19 protein-coding genes are annotated in these 21,272 nt (G+C 68.9%); 13 read left to right on the forward strand and 6 right to left on the reverse strand.

Translation table 11 applies throughout. The features are described 5' to 3' along the window. Positions 1-77 precede the first annotated feature (77 nt). The 8 genes from ACSQ3D_RS12310 to ACSQ3D_RS12345 are packed head-to-tail and all read left to right on the forward strand — an operon-like array spanning position 78 to position 8,522. Positions 78-1,742, forward strand: coding sequence for an amidohydrolase (locus tag ACSQ3D_RS12310; protein WP_436127081.1), 1,665 nt, complete (start codon positions 78-80; stop codon positions 1,740-1,742). After that, complete coding sequence (locus tag ACSQ3D_RS12315; RefSeq protein WP_436127082.1) at positions 1,739-2,806, forward strand: CobW family GTP-binding protein; 1,068 nt, start codon at positions 1,739-1,741, stop codon at positions 2,804-2,806. Before ACSQ3D_RS12310 ends, ACSQ3D_RS12315 begins: the two co-directional genes overlap by 4 nt. 29 nt (positions 2,807-2,835) lie before the next feature. Further along, a complete protein-coding gene (locus ACSQ3D_RS12320; RefSeq protein WP_436127083.1) occupies positions 2,836-4,149 on the forward strand; it encodes an ABC transporter substrate-binding protein in 1,314 nt (437 codons plus the stop codon). A 12-nt stretch (positions 4,150-4,161) separates the two neighbouring features. Continuing rightward, on the forward strand, positions 4,162-4,887 hold the full coding sequence (locus ACSQ3D_RS12325) for an ABC transporter ATP-binding protein (RefSeq protein WP_436127084.1): 726 nt from the start codon (positions 4,162-4,164) through the stop codon (positions 4,885-4,887). Further along, positions 4,874-5,572: an ABC transporter ATP-binding protein gene (locus tag ACSQ3D_RS12330; RefSeq protein ID WP_056417344.1), complete on the forward strand. Its 699-nt coding sequence runs from the start codon at positions 4,874-4,876 to the stop codon at positions 5,570-5,572. Before ACSQ3D_RS12325 ends, ACSQ3D_RS12330 begins: the two co-directional genes overlap by 14 nt. 6 nt (positions 5,573-5,578) lie before the next feature. Further along, positions 5,579-6,445 (forward strand): branched-chain amino acid ABC transporter permease, encoded by an 867-nt coding sequence (locus ACSQ3D_RS12335; RefSeq protein WP_436127085.1) that lies wholly within the window; start codon positions 5,579-5,581, stop codon positions 6,443-6,445. Further along, on the forward strand, positions 6,442-7,386 hold the full coding sequence (locus tag ACSQ3D_RS12340; RefSeq protein WP_436127086.1) for a branched-chain amino acid ABC transporter permease: 945 nt from the start codon (positions 6,442-6,444) through the stop codon (positions 7,384-7,386). The genes ACSQ3D_RS12335 and ACSQ3D_RS12340 overlap by 4 nt, the downstream gene beginning before the upstream one ends. Beyond that, positions 7,383-8,522, forward strand: a complete 1,140-nt coding sequence (locus ACSQ3D_RS12345; RefSeq protein ID WP_436127087.1) for an ABC transporter substrate-binding protein — start codon at positions 7,383-7,385, stop codon at positions 8,520-8,522. Before ACSQ3D_RS12340 ends, ACSQ3D_RS12345 begins: the two co-directional genes overlap by 4 nt. Positions 8,523-8,592: 70 nt before the next feature. Here the strand turns inward: ACSQ3D_RS12345 and ACSQ3D_RS12350 are convergent, their stop codons facing one another. Genes ACSQ3D_RS12350 through ACSQ3D_RS12370 form a run of 5 tightly spaced genes read right to left on the reverse strand, consistent with a single transcriptional unit; the run spans position 8,593 to position 14,811 of the window. Then, the gene (locus ACSQ3D_RS12350; protein ID WP_436127088.1) at positions 8,593-9,981 is read right to left on the reverse strand and encodes a transaminase; all 1,389 of its coding nucleotides are present in this window, start codon (positions 9,979-9,981) and stop codon (positions 8,593-8,595) included. 32 nt (positions 9,982-10,013) lie between these two features. Next, positions 10,014-10,685, reverse strand: a complete 672-nt coding sequence (locus ACSQ3D_RS12355; RefSeq protein WP_436127089.1) for an HAD-IA family hydrolase — start codon at positions 10,683-10,685, stop codon at positions 10,014-10,016. Next, complete coding sequence (locus ACSQ3D_RS12360) at positions 10,682-11,968, reverse strand: Tm-1-like ATP-binding domain-containing protein (RefSeq protein WP_436127090.1); 1,287 nt, start codon at positions 11,966-11,968, stop codon at positions 10,682-10,684. Before ACSQ3D_RS12360 ends, ACSQ3D_RS12355 begins: the two co-directional genes overlap by 4 nt. Then, positions 11,965-13,332 (reverse strand): aminotransferase class III-fold pyridoxal phosphate-dependent enzyme, encoded by a 1,368-nt coding sequence (locus ACSQ3D_RS12365; protein WP_436127091.1) that lies wholly within the window; start codon positions 13,330-13,332, stop codon positions 11,965-11,967. The genes ACSQ3D_RS12360 and ACSQ3D_RS12365 overlap by 4 nt, the downstream gene beginning before the upstream one ends. A gap of 18 nt (positions 13,333-13,350) precedes the next feature. Continuing rightward, positions 13,351-14,811: an NAD-dependent succinate-semialdehyde dehydrogenase gene (locus ACSQ3D_RS12370; protein ID WP_436127092.1), complete on the reverse strand. Its 1,461-nt coding sequence runs from the start codon at positions 14,809-14,811 to the stop codon at positions 13,351-13,353. A gap of 387 nt (positions 14,812-15,198) precedes the next feature. On the opposite strand from ACSQ3D_RS12370, the gene ACSQ3D_RS12375 reads away from it, so the two are divergent. Beyond that, complete coding sequence (locus ACSQ3D_RS12375; RefSeq protein WP_436127093.1) at positions 15,199-15,654, forward strand: IPTL-CTERM sorting domain-containing protein; 456 nt, start codon at positions 15,199-15,201, stop codon at positions 15,652-15,654. A gap of 45 nt (positions 15,655-15,699) precedes the next feature. Here the strand turns inward: ACSQ3D_RS12375 and ACSQ3D_RS12380 are convergent, their stop codons facing one another. Beyond that, positions 15,700-15,936, reverse strand: a complete 237-nt coding sequence (locus ACSQ3D_RS12380) for a hypothetical protein (protein ID WP_396503306.1) — start codon at positions 15,934-15,936, stop codon at positions 15,700-15,702. Positions 15,937-16,178: 242 nt separating this feature from the next. Here ACSQ3D_RS12380 and ACSQ3D_RS12385 point away from each other — a divergent pair, with 242 nt between their 5' ends. The 4 genes from ACSQ3D_RS12385 (at position 16,179) to ACSQ3D_RS12400 (ending at position 21,166) form a co-directional block, all read left to right on the forward strand. Then, on the forward strand, positions 16,179-18,188 hold the full coding sequence (locus ACSQ3D_RS12385; RefSeq protein WP_436127094.1) for a S9 family peptidase: 2,010 nt from the start codon (positions 16,179-16,181) through the stop codon (positions 18,186-18,188). 193 nt (positions 18,189-18,381) lie between these two features. Beyond that, positions 18,382-18,864: a hypothetical protein gene (locus ACSQ3D_RS12390; protein WP_056417307.1), complete on the forward strand. Its 483-nt coding sequence runs from the start codon at positions 18,382-18,384 to the stop codon at positions 18,862-18,864. A 23-nt stretch (positions 18,865-18,887) separates the two neighbouring features. After that, on the forward strand, positions 18,888-19,835 hold the full coding sequence (locus ACSQ3D_RS12395) for a methyltransferase (protein WP_436127095.1): 948 nt from the start codon (positions 18,888-18,890) through the stop codon (positions 19,833-19,835). Continuing rightward, positions 19,832-21,166 carry a phosphoribosylamine--glycine ligase gene (locus ACSQ3D_RS12400; RefSeq protein WP_436127096.1) on the forward strand — a complete coding sequence of 445 codons (1,335 nt, stop codon included), beginning with the start codon at positions 19,832-19,834 and terminating at the stop codon, positions 21,164-21,166. Before ACSQ3D_RS12395 ends, ACSQ3D_RS12400 begins: the two co-directional genes overlap by 4 nt. The last annotated feature ends 106 nt before the right edge of the window (positions 21,167-21,272 follow it).

Raw genomic sequence — 21,272 nt, forward strand, 5'->3', positions numbered from 1 at the left:
GAGCGTACCGATTGCCCCCAGACGCGCCACGGTGGATTCCCTCGTTGTTCACCCCATCGACCTACAGACACCAGCCCATGACCACTGACACGCCCACGCTGCCGAGCCTGATTCTTTGCCACCCGCGCATTTGCACGATGGCAGCCGATCGCCCCTGGGCCGAAGCAATTTCCGTGCAGGAAGGCCGCATAGTGGCCGTCGGCACCCTGCAGGAAGCCCAGGCGGCACTGCCCGGCGCACGGGTCGTGAACCTGCCGGGCGCCATGGTCGTGCCCGGCCTGGTGGATGTGCACAACCACTTCGTCTGGGCCGGCCGGGCCGAGCTGTATGAAATGTTCGTGCCGCCGGTGTTCAGCCTCGACCAGGTGCTGGCGGCGGTGCGGGAGGCCGCGTCCCGCAAGGCCCCTGGCGAATGGATCGTGGGCGGCATCTGGGGGTCGTCGCTGATGGACCAGCTCGACCACGCTGCCCGCGAGCGGCTGGACGCAGCGGCGGGTGGCCGCCCCGTGATGCTGCGCGACGACTCCCACCACAACCGCTTCGTCAGCTCCGCCGCACTGGCCGCAGCGGGCATCGCGCGCGGTACCGCAGACCCCGCCAATGGCCGCATCGTGCGCGATCCGGCCACGGGCGAAGCCACCGGCCTGCTGCTGGAGGCCGCCTGCAGCCTGGTGGAGATTGCGCTGGCCAAGGCCATGGATGCCACGCCAGAGCTGGACATCGAAGCTGCCGCCCATGCGGTGCGGCGCCTCAATGCCTGCGGCGTCACCGGCATGCAGGAGGCACTGACCACCCGCGCCGTGCTGCGTGCCGTCAAGGGCCTGGAAGACCAGGGCCGGCTGAGCGCCTGGGTGGTGGGATCGGTGCCGGTGACCGACGCGCCGCTCGCCCCCGGCGAGGCGGGTGAGGAGCTGCTGGCGCTGCGCGATCAGTTTCGCACCCGGCATTTCATGCCCGACGCGGGCAAGATCTTCCTAGACGGCGTACCCACCTCGCGCACCGCCGCCATGCTGGAGCCGTATCTGCCCGACGCGGTGCACGGCTGCTGCTTTCGCGGCGGCACCACCCTCACCGTGCCGCAGCTGGCCAAGGTGCTGGCCGACAGTGAACGGCGCGGCATCCGCGTGAAGATCCACTGCACGGGCGACGCGTCCACGCGCGCGGCGCTCGATGCGATCGATGTGCTGCGCAGCTTCAACGGCCCGGGCCTGCGCCACCAGATCGCCCACGCCAGCTTCATCGACCCGGCCGAGATTCCGCGCTTTGCCGAGCTGGACGTGGTGGCCGACCTGTCGCCGCCGCTGTGGTTTCCGAGCGTGATCATCGACGCCATCCGCACCACGGTGCCCCAACCCCGCGTGGACCGGGTCGCGCCCATCCGCTCGCTGATCGATGCCGGCGCGCTGGTGGCTGGTGGGTCGGACTGGCCCGTGGTCCCCGACCCCAGCCCCTGGCCCGCCATCCAGGGCATGGTGACGCGCAGCGACCCCACCGGGCGCCTGCCGGGCACCTTGTGCCCCGAAGAAGCGATCACCGTGGAAGAGGCCCTCAGCGCCTACACCCTGCAGGCGGCGCAGGCCATCGGGCTGGGCCACCTCACGGGTTCGCTCGAAGTGGGCAAGTCCGCCGACCTGGTGGCGCTGGACACGCACCTGTTCGAGGCGCCGCCGCACCAGCTGGGGGCGACCCGCGCCCTGCAGACCTGGTTCGAGGGCCGCTGCGTGCACGGGGCGGCCGCATGACAGACGACCCGCGCCTGTGCGTCCTGGTGCTGACCGGCTTTCTCGGCAGCGGCAAGACCACGCTGCTGCAGCAACTCATGCAGCGCCCGGAATGGAGCGACACCGCCGTCATCATCAACGAACTGGGCGAGATGGGCCTGGACCACCTGCTGGTGCAGCACGTCGCCCCCGACGTTCAGGTGCTGCCCAACGGCTGCGTGTGCTGCACGGTGAGCGAAGACCTCGTCGACACCCTGACCGAACTGCACGCCCGCCGGCAGCGCGGCGAGCTGGCATTCGCCCGCGTGGTGATAGAGACCACCGGGCTGGCGGACCCCCTGCCGCTGCTGCACACGCTGGCCACGCACGACGCCCTGGCGCGCCGGTTTCGGGTGTCCGGGGTGGCTGTGACGGTGGACGCCTGCAACGGTGCCGCCACGCTGCAGCGCCATGAAGAGGCGCGCCGGCAGGTCGCCATGGCAGACACCCTGCTGCTGACCAAGACCGACCTGGCCGGTGCGCCAGCGCTGCAGGCACTGCAGCAATGCCTGGCCCGCACCAACGGCAGCGCACCGCAGCACCTGGTGGTGCAGGGCCAGCTGGATTCGGCGCACCTGCAGGACCTGGAACACCAGTTCCTGGCACGCCCGCGCAGCAGCCCCGGGCTGCCCGGCATCGGCCGCGGATGGCTGCTGCGCGGAGCGCCACGCCAGGAGCCCCCGCTCTCGCCCGTTCTGCACCGATTTGCGCCGCCCCATGCCACGGACATCGTCACCGAGTGCTTTGCCCTCGACGAGCCGCTGCAGGCCGATGTGTTCCAGCACTGGCTGGAACTGATGGCTGCCATGCGGGGAGACCACATGCTGCGCTTCAAAGGCCTGATCCAGGCCGCCGATGACCCGGACCGGCCGCTGGTGGTGCATGCCGCGCAGCACCTGGTGCACCCGCCCCGGCGGCTGCCTGCCTGGCCGGGCGCGGACCGACGCTCGCTCCTGGTGTTCATCACCCAGGGGATGGAGCCCGGGCTCATCGCCCGCACGCTGCAGAAATTCACCGGCGCCCTTGCCGTCGCTTCCCACGCCTGACCTCGTCATCTTCACTCTGGAGTCTCCCCATGACCAAGCCACTACCTCCCACAGCAACCGCGCTACCCCAGGCACCACGCCGCCGGTTCCTGCGGAACTCTCTGGCGCTGACGGCTGCCAGCAGCGTGGCGGGCTTTGCCTTCGCGCAGCCCAGGACCCTGCGCATCGGCTACATCACTGCCCTGTCCGGCCCGCGTGCGCCGTTCGGCGTGGCCGACCAGTGGCACCTAGCCAAGCTGCGCGAGCGCCTCAAGAACGGCATCGACATCGGCGGCCAGCAGGTGCCCGTGGAGATCCTGCTGCGCGACAACCAGTCCGATGCCAACCGGTCGGTGCAGGTGGCCAGCGAGCTCGTGCTGCGCGAAAAGGTCGACCTGATGCTGGTGCAGGACGGCGATGCGTCCACCCCTGCCGGGCAACTGTGCGACGTGCACGGCATCCCCATGGTCAGCACCATGTCGCCCTGGCAGGCCTTCCTGTTTGCCCGCAACGGCAAGGTCAGCAAGGGGTTTCCGTTCTCGTTCCACTTCTTCTGGGGCGCCGACGATGTGGTCAAGACCTTCGTGTCGCTGTGGGACAGCGCCAAGACCAACCGCACCGTGGGCACGCTGTACATCGACAACCCGCCAGGCGCGGCCTTCGCCGACCCGCTGATGGGCATGCCGCCGGTGCTGAGCAAGACCGGGTACCGCGAGTCGAACGGGGGCTTCTTCAAGGTCGCGACGGACGACTTCAGCAACCAGATCGCGGGCTTCAAGAAAGCCGATGCGAACATCGTCTCGGGCTTCATGTACGAGAGCCACTTCGCCACGTTCTGGAAGCAGGCGCAGCAGCAGGGCTTCAAGCCGCAGGCCTGCACCGTGGCGGGGGCCTTCCTGTTCCCCAGCGCGCTCAAGGCCCTGGGTGCGGCGGGCAACGGCATGTCCACCGAGGTCTGGTGGTCGCCGAGCTTTCCGTACAAGTCCTCGCTCACCGGCCAGAGCGCCGCGGACTTCGCCGCCGAGTGGGAGAAGGACACCGGCAACCAGTGGACGCAGCCGCTGGGCTACGCCCACGCCCTGTGGGAGGTGGGCCTGCACGCCCTCAAGACGGCGGGCAACCCGTTCGACCGCAAGGCCGTGCGCGACGCCATCCAGAACACCACGCTGGACACGCTGGTGGGCACGGTGGACTTCAAGGGCAGCCCCATCAAGAGCGTGGCCAGGACCGCGCTCGCCGGCGGCCAGTGGCGCCGCACGGCGGCAGGCGCCAAGCACCCGTACGAGCTGGTGGTGGTGAACAACGCGCTCGCCCCTGCCGTGCCCCTGGGCGGGCGGCTGGAACTGCTCTCGCAAATCTCCTGAAGGGACATCTCCGTGACACTGCAAGTCAGAGGCCTGTGCAAGGCCTACGGCCGGGTCGTGGTGGCCGATGCGATCGATATCGATCTCTCGGTCGGCCAATGCCTGGGGGTGATCGGCCCGAACGGCGCCGGCAAGAGCTCCCTGTTCCATCTGCTCACCGGCACCGTGGGGGCGGACGCCGGCCACATCGTGCTTGACGGCCACGCGCTGTCCGGCCTGCCTGCGCACCGGCGCGCGCGCCTGGGCGTGGCGCGGGCCTTTCAGGTGCCGCAGCCGTTCGGCAACCTCACCGTGTTCCAGAACGTGCTGGCCGCCGCCACGTTCGCGGCGGGGCTGCGCGGCGATGCGGCGGCGCACGCCGCCCATGCGGCCCTGCAGCGCTGCGGCCTGGCGTCTGCAGCGGCCAAAACCGCAGGGGCCCTGCCGCTGCTGGACCGCAAGCGGCTGGAGATGGCCAAGGCCGTGGCGGCACAGCCCAGGCTGCTGCTGCTGGACGAGGTGGCCGGCGGCCTGACCGAGCGCGAGGTGCACCAGATGGTGGACCTGGTCAACCAGCTCAAGGAAAGCTATGCCGTGATCTGGATCGAGCACATCGCCCAGGCCCTGCGGGCCGTGGCAGACCGCATCATGGTGCTGCACTTCGGCCGCAAGCTGCTGGAGGACCGCCCCGGCGCGGTCATGGACAGCGCCATCGTGCGCGAGATCTACATGGGAGTGCCCGCCAATGCCGCTGCTTGAGATCGACGCGGCCGACGTGTTCTACGGCGACTTCCAGGCGCTGTCGGGCATCACCCTATCGCTGGAGGAAGGCCAGGTGCTGGCGCTCATCGGCGCCAACGGCGCAGGCAAGACCACCTTGCTGCGCGCCATCACGGGCCTGCATGCCGCCCGCGGGGGCAGCATCCGCTTCGACAACGCCGACGTGACGCACCACAGCGCCGAAGCGCTGGCGCGCATCGGCATCGCCATGGTGCCGGAAGGCCGGATGCTGTTCCCGTCGCTGTCGGTGCACGAGAACCTGCAGATGGGCACCCTCACCCGCCGCCCGGGGCGATGGACCCTGGATGCCGTGTACGACACCTTTCCGGTGCTCAAGGACCTGCGGCAGCGCAACGCCACCCAGCTGTCGGGCGGCCAGCAGCAGATGGTGGCCATCGGCAGGGCGCTGCTGTGCAATCCGCGCCTGCTGCTGTGCGACGAGCTCTCGCTCGGGCTCGCGCCGCTGGTCGTCGAGGACATCTACCGCACCTTTGCCCGCATCCGCGGCGAGGGGCTGTCCATCGTGCTGGTCGAGCAGGACGTGGCCCGTGCGTGCGCCGTGTCCGACCAGATGGCGTGCCTTCTCAAGGGCCAGGTCACGCTGCAGGGCGCAAGCGCTGCCGTCAGCAATGCACAGGTCACAGCGGCCTATTTCGGGGAATGAACAGACATGGAATGGATATCGACATTGATCAACGGCCTGCTGCTGGGCGGGCTGTATGCGCTGTTCGGGCTGGGGCTGGCACTGGTGTTCGGCGTGATGCGGGTGGTGAACCTGGCGCACGGCGAGTTCATCGTGCTCGGCGCCTACGCGGGCTTCTTTCTGGTGGGCTGGTTCAGCCAGGTGCCGGTGTGGGCGATGCTGCTGCCCGTGGTGGTGCTGGGCTATGTGTTCGGCTGGCTGCTGCAGGCGTGCGTGCTCAACCGGGCCGTGCGCACGGGCAACGTGCTCACGCCCATGGTGCTCACCTTCGGCCTGTCGGTGCTGCTGCGCAACGGCATGGTCGAGCTGTTCGGCGCGGACTCCCGCGCCGTGGATGCGGGGGGACTGGGCAGCGCCAGCCTGGACCTCTTCGGCATTTCAGTGGGCGTGTACCCGGTGCTGATGCTGGGGCTGGCGCTGGCCCTGTTCGCCACGCTGCAGTGGGTGCTGCGGCGCACCGACTTCGGCCGCATCGTGCGCGCCACGGCGGACTTTCCTGACATGGTGCGCCTGATGGGCGTCAAGCCCGAGCAGGTGTTCTGCCAGGTGATGGGGCTGGCTGCGGCCTTTGCAATGGGCGCAGGCTACCTGCTCGCGCAGCGCACGCTGTTCACGCCGTTCTCGGGCGTGGAACGCATGCTCATCGCGTTCGAGGTCGTGATCATCGGCGGCATGGGCTCTTTCTGGGGCGCCATGGCGGGCGGCCTGGTGCTGGGAGTGGCCCAGCTGGTGGGCCAGCGCATCGACTCCAATGCCGGCTCGCTGTACGCGCACCTGCTGTTCCTGTGCACCCTCATCCTCAAGCCCACCGGCCTGCCAGGGGGTCGACCATGAAGCGGCCCGCCCTCACCGTGCTGGCCTGGCTGCTGCCCACCGCCGCGCTGGCGACCCTCGCGCCCCGCTGGCTGGATGCCGGCATGATGCGGCTGGCGAGCGAGGTGCTCCTGGCCCTGTGCATGGCGCAGATGTGGAACCTGCTGGCCGGCTATGGCGGCCTGCTGTCGCTGGGGCACCAGCTGTTCATCGGCATCGGCGCGTATGCGCTGTTCGATTTCACGCAACGCACGGGCCTGTCGCCCTACCTGCTGCTGCCAGCGACGGGTGTGCTGGGCGCGCTGGCGGCGATGGTGGTCGCCCCCGCGCTGTTTCGCCTGCGCGATGCGTACTTTTCCATCGGCATCTGGGTGGTGGCGGAGATCGTCACGCTGGTGGTCTCCAAGACGGCGTGGCTGGGCGGCAATGCGGGCCTGACGCTGGACATGTCCACGCTGGACGACGTGGAGCTGTTCGCCCGGGTGAGCTTCTGGCTGGCCTGCACGCTCGGCGCCGGCTCCATCGCCGGCCTGTACCTGCTGATGCAGTCCCGGCTGGGCCTGGCCGTGACGGCGGTGCGGGACAACGAGGTGGCAGCGCGCAGCGTGGGCATCGACGTGCAGCGCGTGCGGCTGGTCACCTTCGTGATCTCCGGCGCGGTCTGCGCGCTGGCGGGCGCGGTGTATTTCATGGGCGGCATGTTCCTGGTGCCGGGCTCCGCGTTCGACATCAACTGGGTCGTGATGATGCTGTTTGCCACCATGATCGGCGGCATCGGCACGATCGCGGGGCCGGTGGTGGGCGTGCTGGTGTGGTTTGCCCTGCGGGAGGTGCTCGCCGTGTCCCTCGGAATCTCCGGCGGCTGGTACCTCATCGCGATGGGCTGCGTGGCCATGGCCGTGAGCCTGTTCGCGCCGCGCGGGCTGTGGGGCCTGTGGCCCCCGCGGGTGGCCGCGCCATGAGAGATGCCGTCGCCGCCGCAAGCCTGGCACTGTGTGCCGGCACCTGCGCACAGGCGGCCGACAAGCCGCCCATCGTGGTGGGCGCCGTGAGCAGCCTGAGCGGCCCCGGCGCGTCGTCCGCCAGCGTGCAGGCGGCCCGCGCCTATTTCGACACGGTGAATGCCGCCGGCGGCATCCAGGGGCGCCGCATCGACTACACCGTGGTCGACGACCAGATGCGTCCGGACGTTGCCCGCCAGGGCGCGGCGGCGCTGATCGACGATGTGCGCGTGGTCGCGCTGGCCGGTGGTTCGAGCGTTCTGGAGTGCGGGGTGAACCACGCACGCTATGCCCAGGCCCGGCTGTTCAACCTGCCCGGAGCGGGTGTGGATCCCGCCTGCTTTGCGTCGTCGCACATCGCGCCCATGAATGCCGGCCCCTACGTATCCACCGCCAACGCCCTGACCTTTGTGCACCAGGTGCTGCAGCGCGCCAGGATCTGCGTGGTGTCTCCGGCCCTGCCCGGCATGACAGACGCCTTCACGCAGGCCGTGAACGACTGGTCCCGCCGCATGAAGGCAGCCACGCCGTCGCTGGATGTGTACCGACTGGAAGACGCTTTGCCGGCGGTGGTGCAGCGCGTGGCCGCGCGCCAATGCCAGGCGGTGGTCTACACCGGCCCCGAAGGCCCGTCGCTCGCATGGATGCGCGAGAGCCACCCCGCGCTCGCCGGCATCCCCGTGGTGCTGCTCACCGCCTCCTATACGTCCCACACCGCACGGCGGCTGAGCGACCTGGCCACGACCGAAGCCATCTACGCCATGGCCGAGTTCGACCCCTGGTCCAGCAGCTCCATGCAGACCACCGACTGGCGCCGGCTGCTCGTCGCCAGCCAGATCGAGCCCAGTTCGCTGTCGCAGGGCGGCTACATCGCTGCACGTGCCCTGGTGCAGGTGATGAGGGGCATGGAAGGCCCCATCACCCGGGCCTCTGTCGCCGATACGCTGGAGCGCACGACGCTGTGGAGCGGGGGCATGATGGCCCATCCGCTGCGCGTGGCGGCCGATGGAAGGCATGCGCTCAACCGCAGCGCATTGCCGATGCGGCTCATCGATGGCAAATGGCGCGTGGCCCACCACGGATGGATCACGGACTGACCGGATTCGGGGCGATGCCGGCGCTGCGGTGGGGTTCGCCCACCTCAAGGTCGTCGTCCCGGCATGGCCACTAGGCCAGCAGATCACGCACGAGGGCGTCGAAAGCACGGTTGTGCTGGTCCACGTCCTGCGCTTGCGTTCCGGGGCAGCAGAGCATCATGTTGTGGAACGGGGTGATGAGCACACCGCGGTTCATCAGGTACAGGTGCAGCAGTGCTTCCAGCTCGCCGTGGCGGTGCTGTTTGACGTCGCTCGCATTGCGCGGCTCGTCGGACGCGAACATGGTTTCCACGCGCGCGCCGACCCGAGTGGCATGCCACGGCAGGCGGTGGCGTGCGATGGTGTCGGCCACGCCCTGGTGCAAGCGGGCGCTGAGCACCAGCATCCGCTCGAACGCCCCATCGGTCAGCACCTCGCTCAGCACGGCCCGCATCACCGCCACGGTCAGGGCATTGCCCGCCAGCGTGCCGCCCATGCCGGCATGGGCGCTCTGGCGCACGGTGGGGTGCACGGGAGGCAGCACCTGCCACACCCGTTCGGCCATGGCCTGCGACAGGCCGAACGCCGCGGCCGGAATACCGCCCGCGATGGCCTTGCCCAGCACAAACATGTCGGGCGTGAGCCCCATGGTGCGCGTCGCGCCGCCCGGTCCGCTGGAGATGGTGTGGGTCTCGTCGATGATGAGCACCGTGCCCGTCTCGCGGGTGAGGCGGCGCAGTTCGGCATGAAAGCCCGGTTGCGGCGCGATCATGCCGTAGTTGGTCATGGCCGGCTCGGCCAGCACGCAGGCCACATCGCCCTGGCGCAGCGCGGCTTCCAGCGCCGCCACATCGTTGAACTCCACCACCGCCGACAGGTCCTGGTGCGGGAAGAAGTTGTGGTGCAGCCCGTTGCGCATGTGCAGCGCCCCTTCGCGCAGCTCCACATGCGCTTCCTCCACGTTGCCGTGGTAGGCGCCGGAAAAGATCAGCACGCGGGGGCGGTGGGTGATCATGCGCGCCAGGCGGATGCAGGCCCGGTTGGCGTCGGTGGCGGATGTGGTGAGGTTCCAGTAGGGCAGGCCGAAGCGGCGCTGCAGCTCTTCGCCCACCCATTCGGCATCGCCGTTGGGCAGCATCAGCGACGTGCCCACCCGGGCCTGCCGGGCCATGGCCTCGACCACCGCCGGATGGCCATGGCCGCACATGCCGCCGGTGTCGCCCAGGCAGAAGTCCACATACTCGTTGCCGTCGACGTCCGCAAAGCGCACGCCGTAGGGGCGCGGCGTGCCGTCGATGTACACCGGCCAGCCACCGATCCAGCGGCGCATCCAGTGGGAAGGGGCACCGTAGAGCCAGCTGCCCTTGCCCTGGGCGTACAGAGCCCCCGAGCGGGCATGGGTGGCCGCGTAGTCTGACTGTTCGGCGCGCATCAGTTCGGCAATGCGGGCGCAGGAAACGCCTGAAACGGTAGAGGTCATGGTCTGGAAAGAAGTGATGGGAGGGCGGCGGCTCAGGCCGCCAGCAAGGCCGGCCGGGCCACGCCCAGCAAGTCCAGCGCACGCCCGAACGACGCCGCCGGGTGCAGCACATCGAAATGCACCGCCTGCAGCCCGGCACGCAGGCCGCCCTGGATGTTGCGCAGCTGGTCGTCCACGAAGACACACGCTTCGGCAGGGATGCCCAGCGCATCGGTCACCGCTGCGTAGGCGCGCGGATCGGGCTTGAGGACCCCGGTGTAGGTGGCGTCCACGATCACTTCGAACGCCTGCAGCAGGGGCAGCCTGCGGCGAAACTCGGCGCCGTAGAACAGGTCGAGTTCATTGGAGAGGATGGCGAGCCGCTTGCCGGCCGCGTGCGCAGCCTCTATCGCAGCCACGGCTTCGGGGCGGATCACCGCCCGCACGTCGGCCCCGCGGGCCCGCTGCACCAAGGTTTCCATGCTGCGCCAGTCTTCACCCACCAGGCGCCCCACTTCGCGGGTGCGGGCCATCCAGTAATCGCGCTCGCTGATGCGGTCGGCCTGCATGTCCTGCCACAGCGGGTCGCTGGCGGGATCGAAGGGGCCGCGCCAGGTGAGCGTACCGGCGGGCAGGCCCAGCGCGGCTTCCGTGAGGGGGTGCGTCTCGAACAGCATGCGGCTGATCACGCCGCCGAAGTCGAGCACCAGGGCAGAGGCCGTCATGCCGTCACCTCCTGCGCACCCTTGGCAGCAACCCCGGGCGCGACCAGCCCGTCGCGCACCCAGCCGTCGAGCACGCCGAGGGCAGCCCGCGCGAACGCTTCGTCGTTGATGTGCGCGTCCACGCGGTGCACCGTGGCAGACGGCGGCGCGGCCATGCCGATCTCGTCCATGAAGGCCGCCAGCCCTTGCGGGTCGTGCATGGCACCGCCCGGGCGGTCCCACTCCTCGATGCCCCGCGTGGGCAGCAAAAGACAGACCGGGCCCCGGGACTGCGCCAGGCGCTCGCCCACCGTGCGGGCCACGCTGCGCCGCAGCGCGTGCCCCGCGCCCACCGACGCCAGCAGGCGGTTGTGGTCGTGCACCGGCTGCTGTGCGAACCCAGCGGGGCAGCCGGCCCAGGCCGCGAAGTCCACCATGTCCGTCGCGCCCGGGGCGACGATCTGCGGCACGCCTGCGCTGCCCGCACCGAGCAGGCGGTCACCGCCCGCACTCACGCAGCTGCCCGCCAGGTGGTTGACCACCTCCTGCAGGCTGAAGTCCATCACGCAGGCGAAATAGCCGCGCCGCGCAAGGTCCTCGAAGGCGCGGCCGCCCATGCCCGTGGTGTGGAACACCGCCAGCTCGTAGCCGCGCGCCTCCAGCGCGGGCTTGAGCAGCTTCATGTAGCTCAGCGCACTGGAGCCCAGCGATGTCATGCCCACGACCGGCCGGGCGTCGGCCTGCACGGTGCGTGCCCGGCAGGCCCCCACGACCGCGCCAGCCGCCTGGCCCAGGGCCGCCTTGCACAGGCGATTGAGGCCGTACAACCCGCCCGCCCACAGCTGCATGATGAGGTCGGGCGGTATGCGCTCGGGCGGTATCAGCGGCGAATACGCAATGGTCGAGAGGACCAGCTTGGGGCAGCCCAGCGGCAGTGCGTTGGCCACATCCAGCGCCAGGTCGGTACCCATGGTGCCGCCCAGGATGAGCACTCCGTCGAAGCGGCCTTCGATGTGCCATTGGGCCGCCAGCAGCGCCGCGCCGCGCGCCATCAGCTGCATGGACGTGTTCTCGTCGCCACTGTCCATCACCTGGCGCAGGCTCACGCCGGCAGCCGCTGCCACGTCGGTGTTGAGGACGTCGGGCTTGACACCGCCGCGGCCCAGCACGCCGACATCCATCACCAGGGCGGTGCCGCCGCAGTGCCCGACCGATTCGCGCAGGAACGCGATCTCCTCGCTCTTGGTGTCCACCGTGCCGATCAGCAGGATGACCGGCGGGCGGCCTGCGGGCGGGCGCGTCACGCCGAGGCCTCCACCGCAGCAAAGGCGGCCTCGAGCGCGCTGCACAGGTGGTCCACCTCTTCCAGCGTGATCACCAGCGGCGGCGACAGGATGAGGTTGGGGCCCGAGATGCGCACCATCAGGCCGCGCCGGTAGGCCTCCCGTGCCACGCGCGCGGGGATGTCGCTGCTGCGCGGCATGGGCGTGCGCAGTGCCTTGTCCTGGACCATCTCGATGCCCAGCATCAGCCCCACGCCACGCACGTTGCCGACGAAGCTGCAGGTGTGCTCCAGCTGGCGCAGGCGCTCCTGCATCACGGCGCCTACCCGGCCCGCGTTGCCGGGCACATCCAGCGCCTCGATCTGGTCGAGCGTGGCCAGCGCGGCCGCAGCGGCCACGGGATGGGCGCTGTAGGTGTAGCCGTGGCTCACCGCGGCCTGGCCCGTGGTGTCCTCATCGAACACCTGCGCCACCTTTGCCGAGATCGCGGTCGCGCCCAGCGGCACGTAGCCTGAGCTGATGCCCTTGGCCAGGCACCACAGGTCGGCGTTGACGCCCCACAGCCGCGTGCCGAACAGATGGCCGGTGCGGCCGAAGCCGGTGACCACCTCGTCGGCGATGAGCAATACGCCGTACTTGTCGCAGATCTTGCGCACGGCCGGCCAGTAGTTGGCAGGCGGCACGATCACACCGCCGGCGCCCTGCACCGGCTCGGCGATGAACGCGGCCACCGTGTCGGGCCCCTGGAAGACGATCTCGCGCTCCAGCAGCTCGGCGCAGACCTCGCCCAGCGCCACCGGGTCGTCGGTGTACGGGTTGCGGTACAGCCAGGGTGTGTCGATGTGAAAGCACCCCGGCAGCAGCGGCTCGTAGGCGCGGCGAAAGTTGGTGTTGCCGTTCACGCTCATGCCGCCGAAGTGCACGCCGTGGTAGCCCTGGCGCAGGCTGATGAACTTGTAGCGGTCGGCCTGGCCACGCAGCTTGTGGTACTGCCGCGCGATCTTGAGCGCGCCCTCGACCGCGTCGGAGCCCCCGTTGGAGAACAGCACGGCAGAGACCCCTTCGGGCTGCATCAACCGGACCAGCCGCTGCGACAGCTCGATGGCGCGCGGATGCGTGGTGCCGCGGAACACGTTGTAGAACGGCAGTTCATCGAGCTGGGCGACGATGGCGTCCCGCACGGGTCGGGCGCTGTGGCCCAGGTTGCTGCTCCACAGGCCGCCCACGCCGTCGAGCATCCGGTGGCCATCCACATCCCAGATCCAGCAGCCTTCGCCACGCGCAACGATGTCCGGTGGGGTTTTCTTCATGGCGGCGGGATGGGCCATGGGGTGCCACAGGTAGTGGCCGCTGTCTGCCTTGAGCTGTTCGATGGTGCGCGTCATGGTGAAGAATGTCCTGGTTCAAAAAGGCGTGCCGACGGTGATGGTCTTGACGTCCGTGTAGTGCAGGAGCCCCTCGGGCCCCATCTCCTGGCCGAGGCCGCTTTCCTTGTGGCCGCCGAAAGGCAGCTCGGGCTGCGACACCCCGAAATGGTTGATGCCGACCATGCCGGCCTCGATGCCCTCGCCCAGCCGGTGCGCGGTGTGCAGGTCGCGGGTGAAGGCGTAGGCGCCCAGCGCGTAGGGCAGTGCATTGGCTTGTTCAATGGCGCTGTCCAGGCTGTCATAAGGCTGGATCACGGCCATGGGGCCGAAGGGCTCCTGCTGCATCAGGCGGCACTGCGCGGGCGCATCGGCGAACACCGTGGGCTGGAAGAAGAAGCCGGGGCGGCTGACCCGGTGGCCACCGGCCAGCAGGCGCGCACCCTGCGCCACCGCGTCGTCCACGAACCGCTCCATGTCCTGCACCCTGCGCGCATGGGTCAACGGCCCCATCTGCGTGGCGACATCCACGCCCTGCCCCAGGCGCAACGCCCGCGCGGCAGCACTGAAGCGCTCGGCGAACGTGCCCAGGTGGCCGCGGGGCACATAAAAGCGGATGGGCGATGCGCACACCTGGCCGGCATTGCGGAACTTGGCCGCCACCGATTGCCGGAGCACGAAGTCCAGCGCGTCGCCGTCGCACATGTCGTCGCAGACGATGACCGGAGCATGCCCGCCCAGCTCGCCGGTGAAGCGCTTGACATGGGCTGCCGCCTGGGCGCCCAGCAACTTGCCCACGGCCACCGACCCGGTGACGGACACCTTGGCGATTTCAGGGCGCTCGATCAGGAACGAGGACACCTCGCCCGGATCGCCGCACACCAGGTTGATCGCATCCGCCGGCACGCCGGCATCGAGGAAACAACGCACCAGCAGCATGCAACTGCCCGGCGTTTCCTCGGCCGGCTTGATCACCACGCTGCAGCCCGCCGCCAGGGCGCTGGCGAGCTTGCGGCTGGGCAGGTTGACCGGAAAGTTCCAGGCGGTGAAGGCCGCCACCGGCCCCACGGGCACGCGGGCCACGGTGTGCGACAAGATGCCCTCCACGCGGGGCGGCACCGTCCGGCCATACAGGCGCTTGGCCTCTTCCGCCTGGAAGTCGATGATGTCCGCCGACAGCGACACCTCGCGCCGCGCCTCGGCCAGCGGCTTACCCTGCTCCAGCGTGAGCACGGTGGCCACCAGGTCCAGGCGCTCCCGCAGCAGCGCGGCCGCACGCCGCAATGCCCCGTAGCGCTCGTGCGCCCGCACCTGGCGCCAGCTGCGGTAGCCGCGCAGCGCGGACTCGGCGGCTGCCGCGAGCTCCTGCGGTCCGGCCAGCGGTAGCCGCCCCAGCTCCATGCCGCTGGCGGGGTTGACGACGGGGCGCGTGCCGCCGCCGGTGTGGGTGGTCCAGTGGCCCGCCACATGCAGGGCGAGCGCAGGGTAGGAAGTCGTCATGGCATCCAGACATCGAGAGGGCCGGGTGTTGCGGCGTGGGGTGATGGCTGGACGATAGGTGCGAAGTCACCCAGGGCGTGATCAGTTTTCTGCACAAATGCGGGATGGTTCGGCCCGCGTCCCCCGGGGCACAGCAACGCCAAAGATCCGCTTATGGCTCGGATAACGAGGCCTGTCTTGGTGGATCGGGCCGGCCCCCTGAAGATGGCCCCTTCGCCCTTCTCGTCACGGCACGGCCAACGCGCGCCGTCTGGAAAGCCTGAAAACCCGCGCCGTTGTGGACGGTGCACCGGCCTTTCGGGCGCGAGGGGGTCAATGCATCAGCTTTGGGAGCCAATCGATATGCGGGCAGGACGGCGGTGGGTAGTAGTTGGGCGCAACGCGGTCATGGCCTCGCTGCTAGGCATGGCCACCGTGGGCTGGTCGGCCACGATTGCTGCGACGGTAACGCGTTCGGGCACAGACTGGACATTGACCTGGACAGGCATCAGCTGTAACTTTGTCGACTTCTTCAATGCGACCACGCCGCCGGTCAGGTGGTCGTTGACGGTCAACGGGGTGACGGCTGCAGCACCGCTGGCCAACAGCAATTTCATCGGCGGTCCGCCGGACGCCGGTACGGTCGATCTGACCGCGCCCAATGGGGTGGTGACGCGAGGCACCATCGACGGCCTCACGTCCTTCACCTGCGGTACCGACACCCTGACCCTGCCCGGCCATCTGGCGGCGCCGGGGGCTGCCGCGATTCCCACGCTGTCGGAATGGGCCTTGATCGTGATGGGAGCCCTGATGGGCGTGGCGGTGCTTGCCCAGGTCAAGGCAAAAAGCCGCGCCAACGGCTGAGGTGCTCACGGCGGCTCCGGGGACAGCGCCAGCGCCGCGACCGGATCAACGCTGCTTGTCGTCCGTCTCACCCAGGACTTTTTGACCGGCGCGCGAGGACGGCTTGGGGTCGGGATGCTGCTCTATGGCTCCGACCCGGTGGCCAGAGGCGGTGACCTGGTCGGCAGGGCCGACCCCCGGCTGCTCGCCACCGGGACGATTGGCATAGACATCGTCGGTCTTCCCGTCGGTGTCCTTGAGGCCATATTGGTTGTAGTCGGGCGATGGGGTTTTTGCAGTCATGGGTATCTCCGCGTGCGGCCCGCGAAAATCACGGCCAGCTTGTACCCTCAGTCTTCAAGCGCACGCAGATCGGGGCTGTGGGGCGATGCGTGCCTGCGGTGTAGGACCACGGCCAGCGCTGGCACTGCAACAGCGCGGTTGACGCTCCGACATCACAGCCAGGTCGTGTCTTCGGCGGGCGTCCTACAAACCCGGCCGGATGGCGGCGTTAGTTTTCACGGGTCCTTCGCCCCTGCACACCCATGACCACCGACACCCCGCCATCCCACGCTCCCTCACCCATCCCTTTTTCGGTCGACGACCTCCACCTTCACCAGAAGATCACCGCGCTGCACTGTGCACCCGGCTCGGAGCGCGCGGCCTGCGTGGTCCGGTCCGTGAACCGTCTAAGCAACAGCTACCAATCCAGACTATGGATGTTTGCGCTCGACGGCTCCGAAAGCCATCCCATCACCCACGGCACCGGCAGCGACCACTCGCCCCGCTGGTCTCCGGACGGGCAGACGCTGGCCTTCATTTCTGACCGGGGTGGCAGCCCACAGATCCATCTGCTGCCCATGTCGGGGGGAGAGGCACGGCCGCTCGGCCACTTCGCCGGATCCGTGGCGAGCCCGTGCTGGGCGCCCGACGGCAAGTCGCTCGTGGTGACGGCGTCGGTCAGTGTGAACCCCGATCTGCGCGGCGCGCGCGCCCCGCGCGACGCGCCCGCCCGCCAAAGCCCCGCCGAAGTCGCGTGGAAATTGCCCTACAAGTCCGATGGCGTCGGCTATCTGCTGGCGCGTGAGATCCACTTGTTCAGGGTCGATGTGGCGAGTGGCGACGCCACGCCCCTGTCCGATGGTGCCTTCAACGTGCTGGCCCATGACGTGTCGCACGATGGAACGCAACTGGCCTATGTGCGCACGCGGGATGGGCGCTTGGCCCATGCCACGGACCTGTGGGTCTGCAGTGCGGATGGCGCCAGGCACACCCGCCTGACCGAAAGCCACACCCACGCCATGCAGCCGGTGTGGTCTCCGTCAGGGCGCTACATCGCCTTCACGGGTGCGGTGCTGGCGGGTGATGCGGAGGTTCGCTTGTGGCTGTTCGACACTCAGACCGGCAAGGCGCGCCAGCTCGGCGATGTGGAAGTCGCAGACCCCGCATCTGTGCATTGGCCGGAGGGGGACCACAGCATCGCCTTTGTGCGCGCCCATCGGGGCCGTCACGAGATTGCGCAGATCACGCTGGAGGGCCATCTGCATGTGCTGCTCGCCAAAGACCACCAGCTGGGTGCGTTCGGTTCCACCGGCACACACTTCGCGATGTCCATCCACCACCCGTCCTTGCCGTCCGAGCTGCATGTCTGCCGTGCACAGGACAGCGCAGCCAGCCTGCGCCAGATCAGCCGCCTCAACCCATGGTGGGACGACAGGACCCCTATCCAGGCGCAGGCGATGTCGTTCCAGGTACCCGGCGGCGACGGGGAAGTCCAGGAGATCGAAGGCTGGCTGCTCAGGGCCGAAGCTGCCGCGGGACCGTCTCCGCTGCTCAACGACATCCATGGAGGACCGGCCAGCTATGCGCTGCTGGACTTCGACACGGCCGTCTACTGGCATGTGCTGTGCTCGCAGGGGTGGTCGGTGCTGGCGCTCAATGCCGCAGGCTCCGCCAGTTTCGGACACGAATTCGCACACGCGCTGAAAGGCCACTGGGGCACGCATGACCTGCCGCAGCACCTCGCCGCCATCGAAGACCTGAAGGCGCAAGGCATCTGCGATGAGCGCCTGGCAGTCTGCGGCAAGTCCTATGGGGGCTACCTCTCTGCCTGGGCCATCGGCCACACCGAGATGTTCAAGGCCGCCGTGGTCATGGCACCGGTGGGCAATGTCGAGACCCACTACGGGACGTCCGACAGCGGCTACTACGTGGACCCGTTCTCCATGGCGACAGCCCCGCGTTTCGACCGCGAGAAGGCCCGGCACCACTCGCCGGTGCAGTACATCGGGAGCGCCACGACACCCACGCTCTTCATGCAGGGCAAAGCGGACGCGCGGTGCCCGCAGGGCCAGTCCGAGGAGCTGTTCGTGGCTTTCATGTGCGGCGGAGAAACCCCGGGTGAACTGGTGCTCTACCCCCAGGAGGGCCACGGTTTTCTCGGTGAAGGCACCCCCGCTTGCAGGGCCGATGCCGCGGCACGCATCGTGGACTGGGTGTCGCACCACACTCTGGACGACGATGCCGGCCGACTGATGGAGTCCGCTGCGCCATGACGCCCCGCCCCCCGTCCCGCATGCCCACGCCCGCGGAGGTCACCGGGGCTCCGCGCGCCTTCAGCCCAGGCCCTGGCGAGACTGGCTGTCAGAGGTATAGGCATGTTCCTACAGACCCGCGCAGGTGTGCCCGCGAGCATCGTTTCATCCATTGACTTAGCTGCGAGGCGCCTACCGCCTTCTAGAGGCCACCATGACCACATCTCTCCCCCACCAGTGGGGATCGAATCTCCAAAGGGCTCAGACCCACCAGCCGGACTGGGATGGCTATGTCGTCACCAAGGTCAAGCACGTGCGTGCGGCCGTGCTCTCCGGCATCGACACCTTCAATGCCGAGGGCTTCACCATTCCCCTGGCCAGTGGCTTCATCGAGCTGTCCGGCATGCGTGCGGGCACCTTCCGCACGTTCCTCAAGATCGGGTTCGCGGAGTCGGACGATGTGATGCTGCCGTCGTTCGAGCTGGTCGACAACGCAGCCATCGGCACGCTGATCCTCCCGTCCCATGCGTTTGCCTCCACGCTCCAGTTGGCCAACAGCCCGACTGCGCATTTCCGGATCGGCGGCGATGGCCGGCGCAACGCCATGGCCACGGATGTCGCGCTGTTGAACTTTGCGCTGACCGAGACCGGCGAGGCTCCCGAGGGCATAGAGATCGGGTTCGCCAGCGGCCGCTGAGCTGAGCACCTGGGTGCACCGCCATGAACCCGGTTGAACCCGCTGCGCTGGTGGACATCGGCCGCTGGTTGCAGTCCGTGAACTACAGGTTCGTGACGCCCACGCCCGCGACGCATGCGGTGGTGCTGGGCCGCCGCGCTGATGCGACGGCACACGATCCGAGGGACGTCTTCGGGTGGAACCTGCCTTTTGCGCCGACGCTGTTGCCACCCGAGGTGGTCGCCCACCTCCAGCGCGCGGCACTGGTGCAGGAGTGGGGAGTACACCTGCTGCGCGCCACAGTGCGGTTCTCCACGCTGGGGGACCTCATCTTTCCCCACTCTGCGTTTCCGACGCTTCACAACGAGTCCGTGTTCTTCGGCCCGGACACTTACCGCTTTGCCGCGCTGATCCGGCGCCAGCTCACTATGGCCCCGTTGCATGGCGGATCCCGCGTGCTCGACATGGGCTGTGGATCCGGTGCCGGTGGCCTGGTGGCTGCAACCCATGACCGCCCAGCGCCTGCCAACCTGGTGCTGGCGGACATCAGCCCCCTGGCACTGCGGTTCGCGCAAGCCAGCGCTGAACTGGCCGGCGTGCCCGGCACTACCTTCCGCCAGGGAGACCTGTTCAGCAGCGTCGAGGGTGAATTCGACTTCATCGTGGCCAACCCGCCCTACCTGAACGATGGCGCCCAAAGGCTGTACCGCCACGGTGGCGGCCGATGGGGTGAAGCGCTGTCCATCCGCATCCTGCGCGAGGGCTGTCCCCGGCTGGCGCCGGGGGGCCGCCTGGTTCTGTACACGGGTTCATCCATCTCGCACGGGGTGGATCATCTGGGCGAAGCCATCGCGTCGGAGCTTGCCGCGCAGGCGTGCAACTGGACCTACGAGGAACTCGACCCGGACGTCTTCGGCGAGGAGCTGCAAAACCCCGCGTACGCGGAGGTGGACCGCATCGCTGCCGTGGGCGTGGTGGTGCGCAAGCCATGAGGTTCCTCGGCATCGGGGACACCCATGACCTGGCCGCGATGTACCTCGGCCTGGCGCAACGGGGCCACGACGTGCGGGTGTTCGTGCGCGACCCGGACTATCACGATGTGTTTGCGGGCCTGCTGGATCGCACCGACGATTGGCAACAGGAGCTGGGCTGGCTTCGGGAGGCGGGCGACGACGGGATCGCACTTTTCGAGTCTGCCAGCGACGGCGCCACGCAGGACGCGTTGCGCCGAGAGGGATTCCACGCCATCGGCGGCAGCGCGTTCGGCGACCGGCTGGAGGCCGACCGGGAGTTCGGCCAGGCCGTGCTGCGATCCATCGGCCTGCACACGGCGGCCAGCCACCGGTTTGCCGACCATGCCACCGCGATCGCCTTCATCCACGAGCGGCCCGCCCGCTATGTGCTCAAGCTCAACGGCGCCGACGCCGTGCGCACGCGCAACTATGTCGGGGTGGCACCGGACGGCCTGGACGTGATCGCGCTGCTCGCGCACTACGCCCGGTCGAGCGCGACAGCCGCTTCGGCCAGCCCCCAAGGCAATGGCCAGGATCGGGATGATTTTGTGCTCATGGAATACCTGGAAGGCGTGGAGGTGGGCGTGGGTGGGTACTTCAACGGACACGCTTTCCTGAGCCCCGCGTGCATCGATTTCGAACACAAGCGGTTCTTTCCGGGCGACCTTGGGGAACTGACGGGCGAGATGGGCACCATCGTGTCCTACCAGTGGTCGCAGCGGCTGTTCGACACGGTGCTGGCCCCCTTGGCCCCCGTGCTTAGGGATGGCGGCTACTGCGGGTACATCAACGTCAACCTGATCGCCAACGAAAGCGGGCTGTGGCCACTGGAGTTCACCAGCCGTTTCGGATACCCGGGTTTTGCGATCTGCGAGGCGCTGCACGCAGACCCGTGGGAGACCATCTTTTCTGCCATGGTCCAGCGAAGCGCACTGCACTTTCGCACCCACCCGGGGTTCGCTGCGGGCGTGGTGCTGACGGTGCCGCCATTCCCCTATCGGCACGGATACGCCGAGCTGTCCAGGGGCCTGCCCATCCACCTGCGCAGCACGCTGTCCCGGGATGATCGCGCGGCGCTGCACTTTGCAGAGGTCGCTCTGCACGGCGGCCATCTGGTGACGAGCGGTACCACGGGCTATGTGGGCGTGGCCACCGGCATCGGCGACACGCCAGGTCGCGCCAATGCGCAGGCACTGCGGGTGGCACAGGGTGTGGTGGTACCCAACCTCCGATACCGCCGAGACATCGGGGAGCGCCTGGAGCTGGGCGGCGAGTGGGAGCGGCTGCAGCGCCTGGGATGGCTGGGCTGAGTGCGCTGTGCCTTGCGCCGTGCCGCCGCCGTAGGAGAGTGCCCACGCGGTGTTGGCGTATGGCCCGATGCCACCGGTTATCGGCGGGCACGATGCTGGAGACTTC

The organism is Acidovorax sp. LjRoot117, assembly GCF_964252695.1.
Lineage (GTDB): Bacteria > Pseudomonadota > Gammaproteobacteria > Burkholderiales > Burkholderiaceae_C > Acidovorax.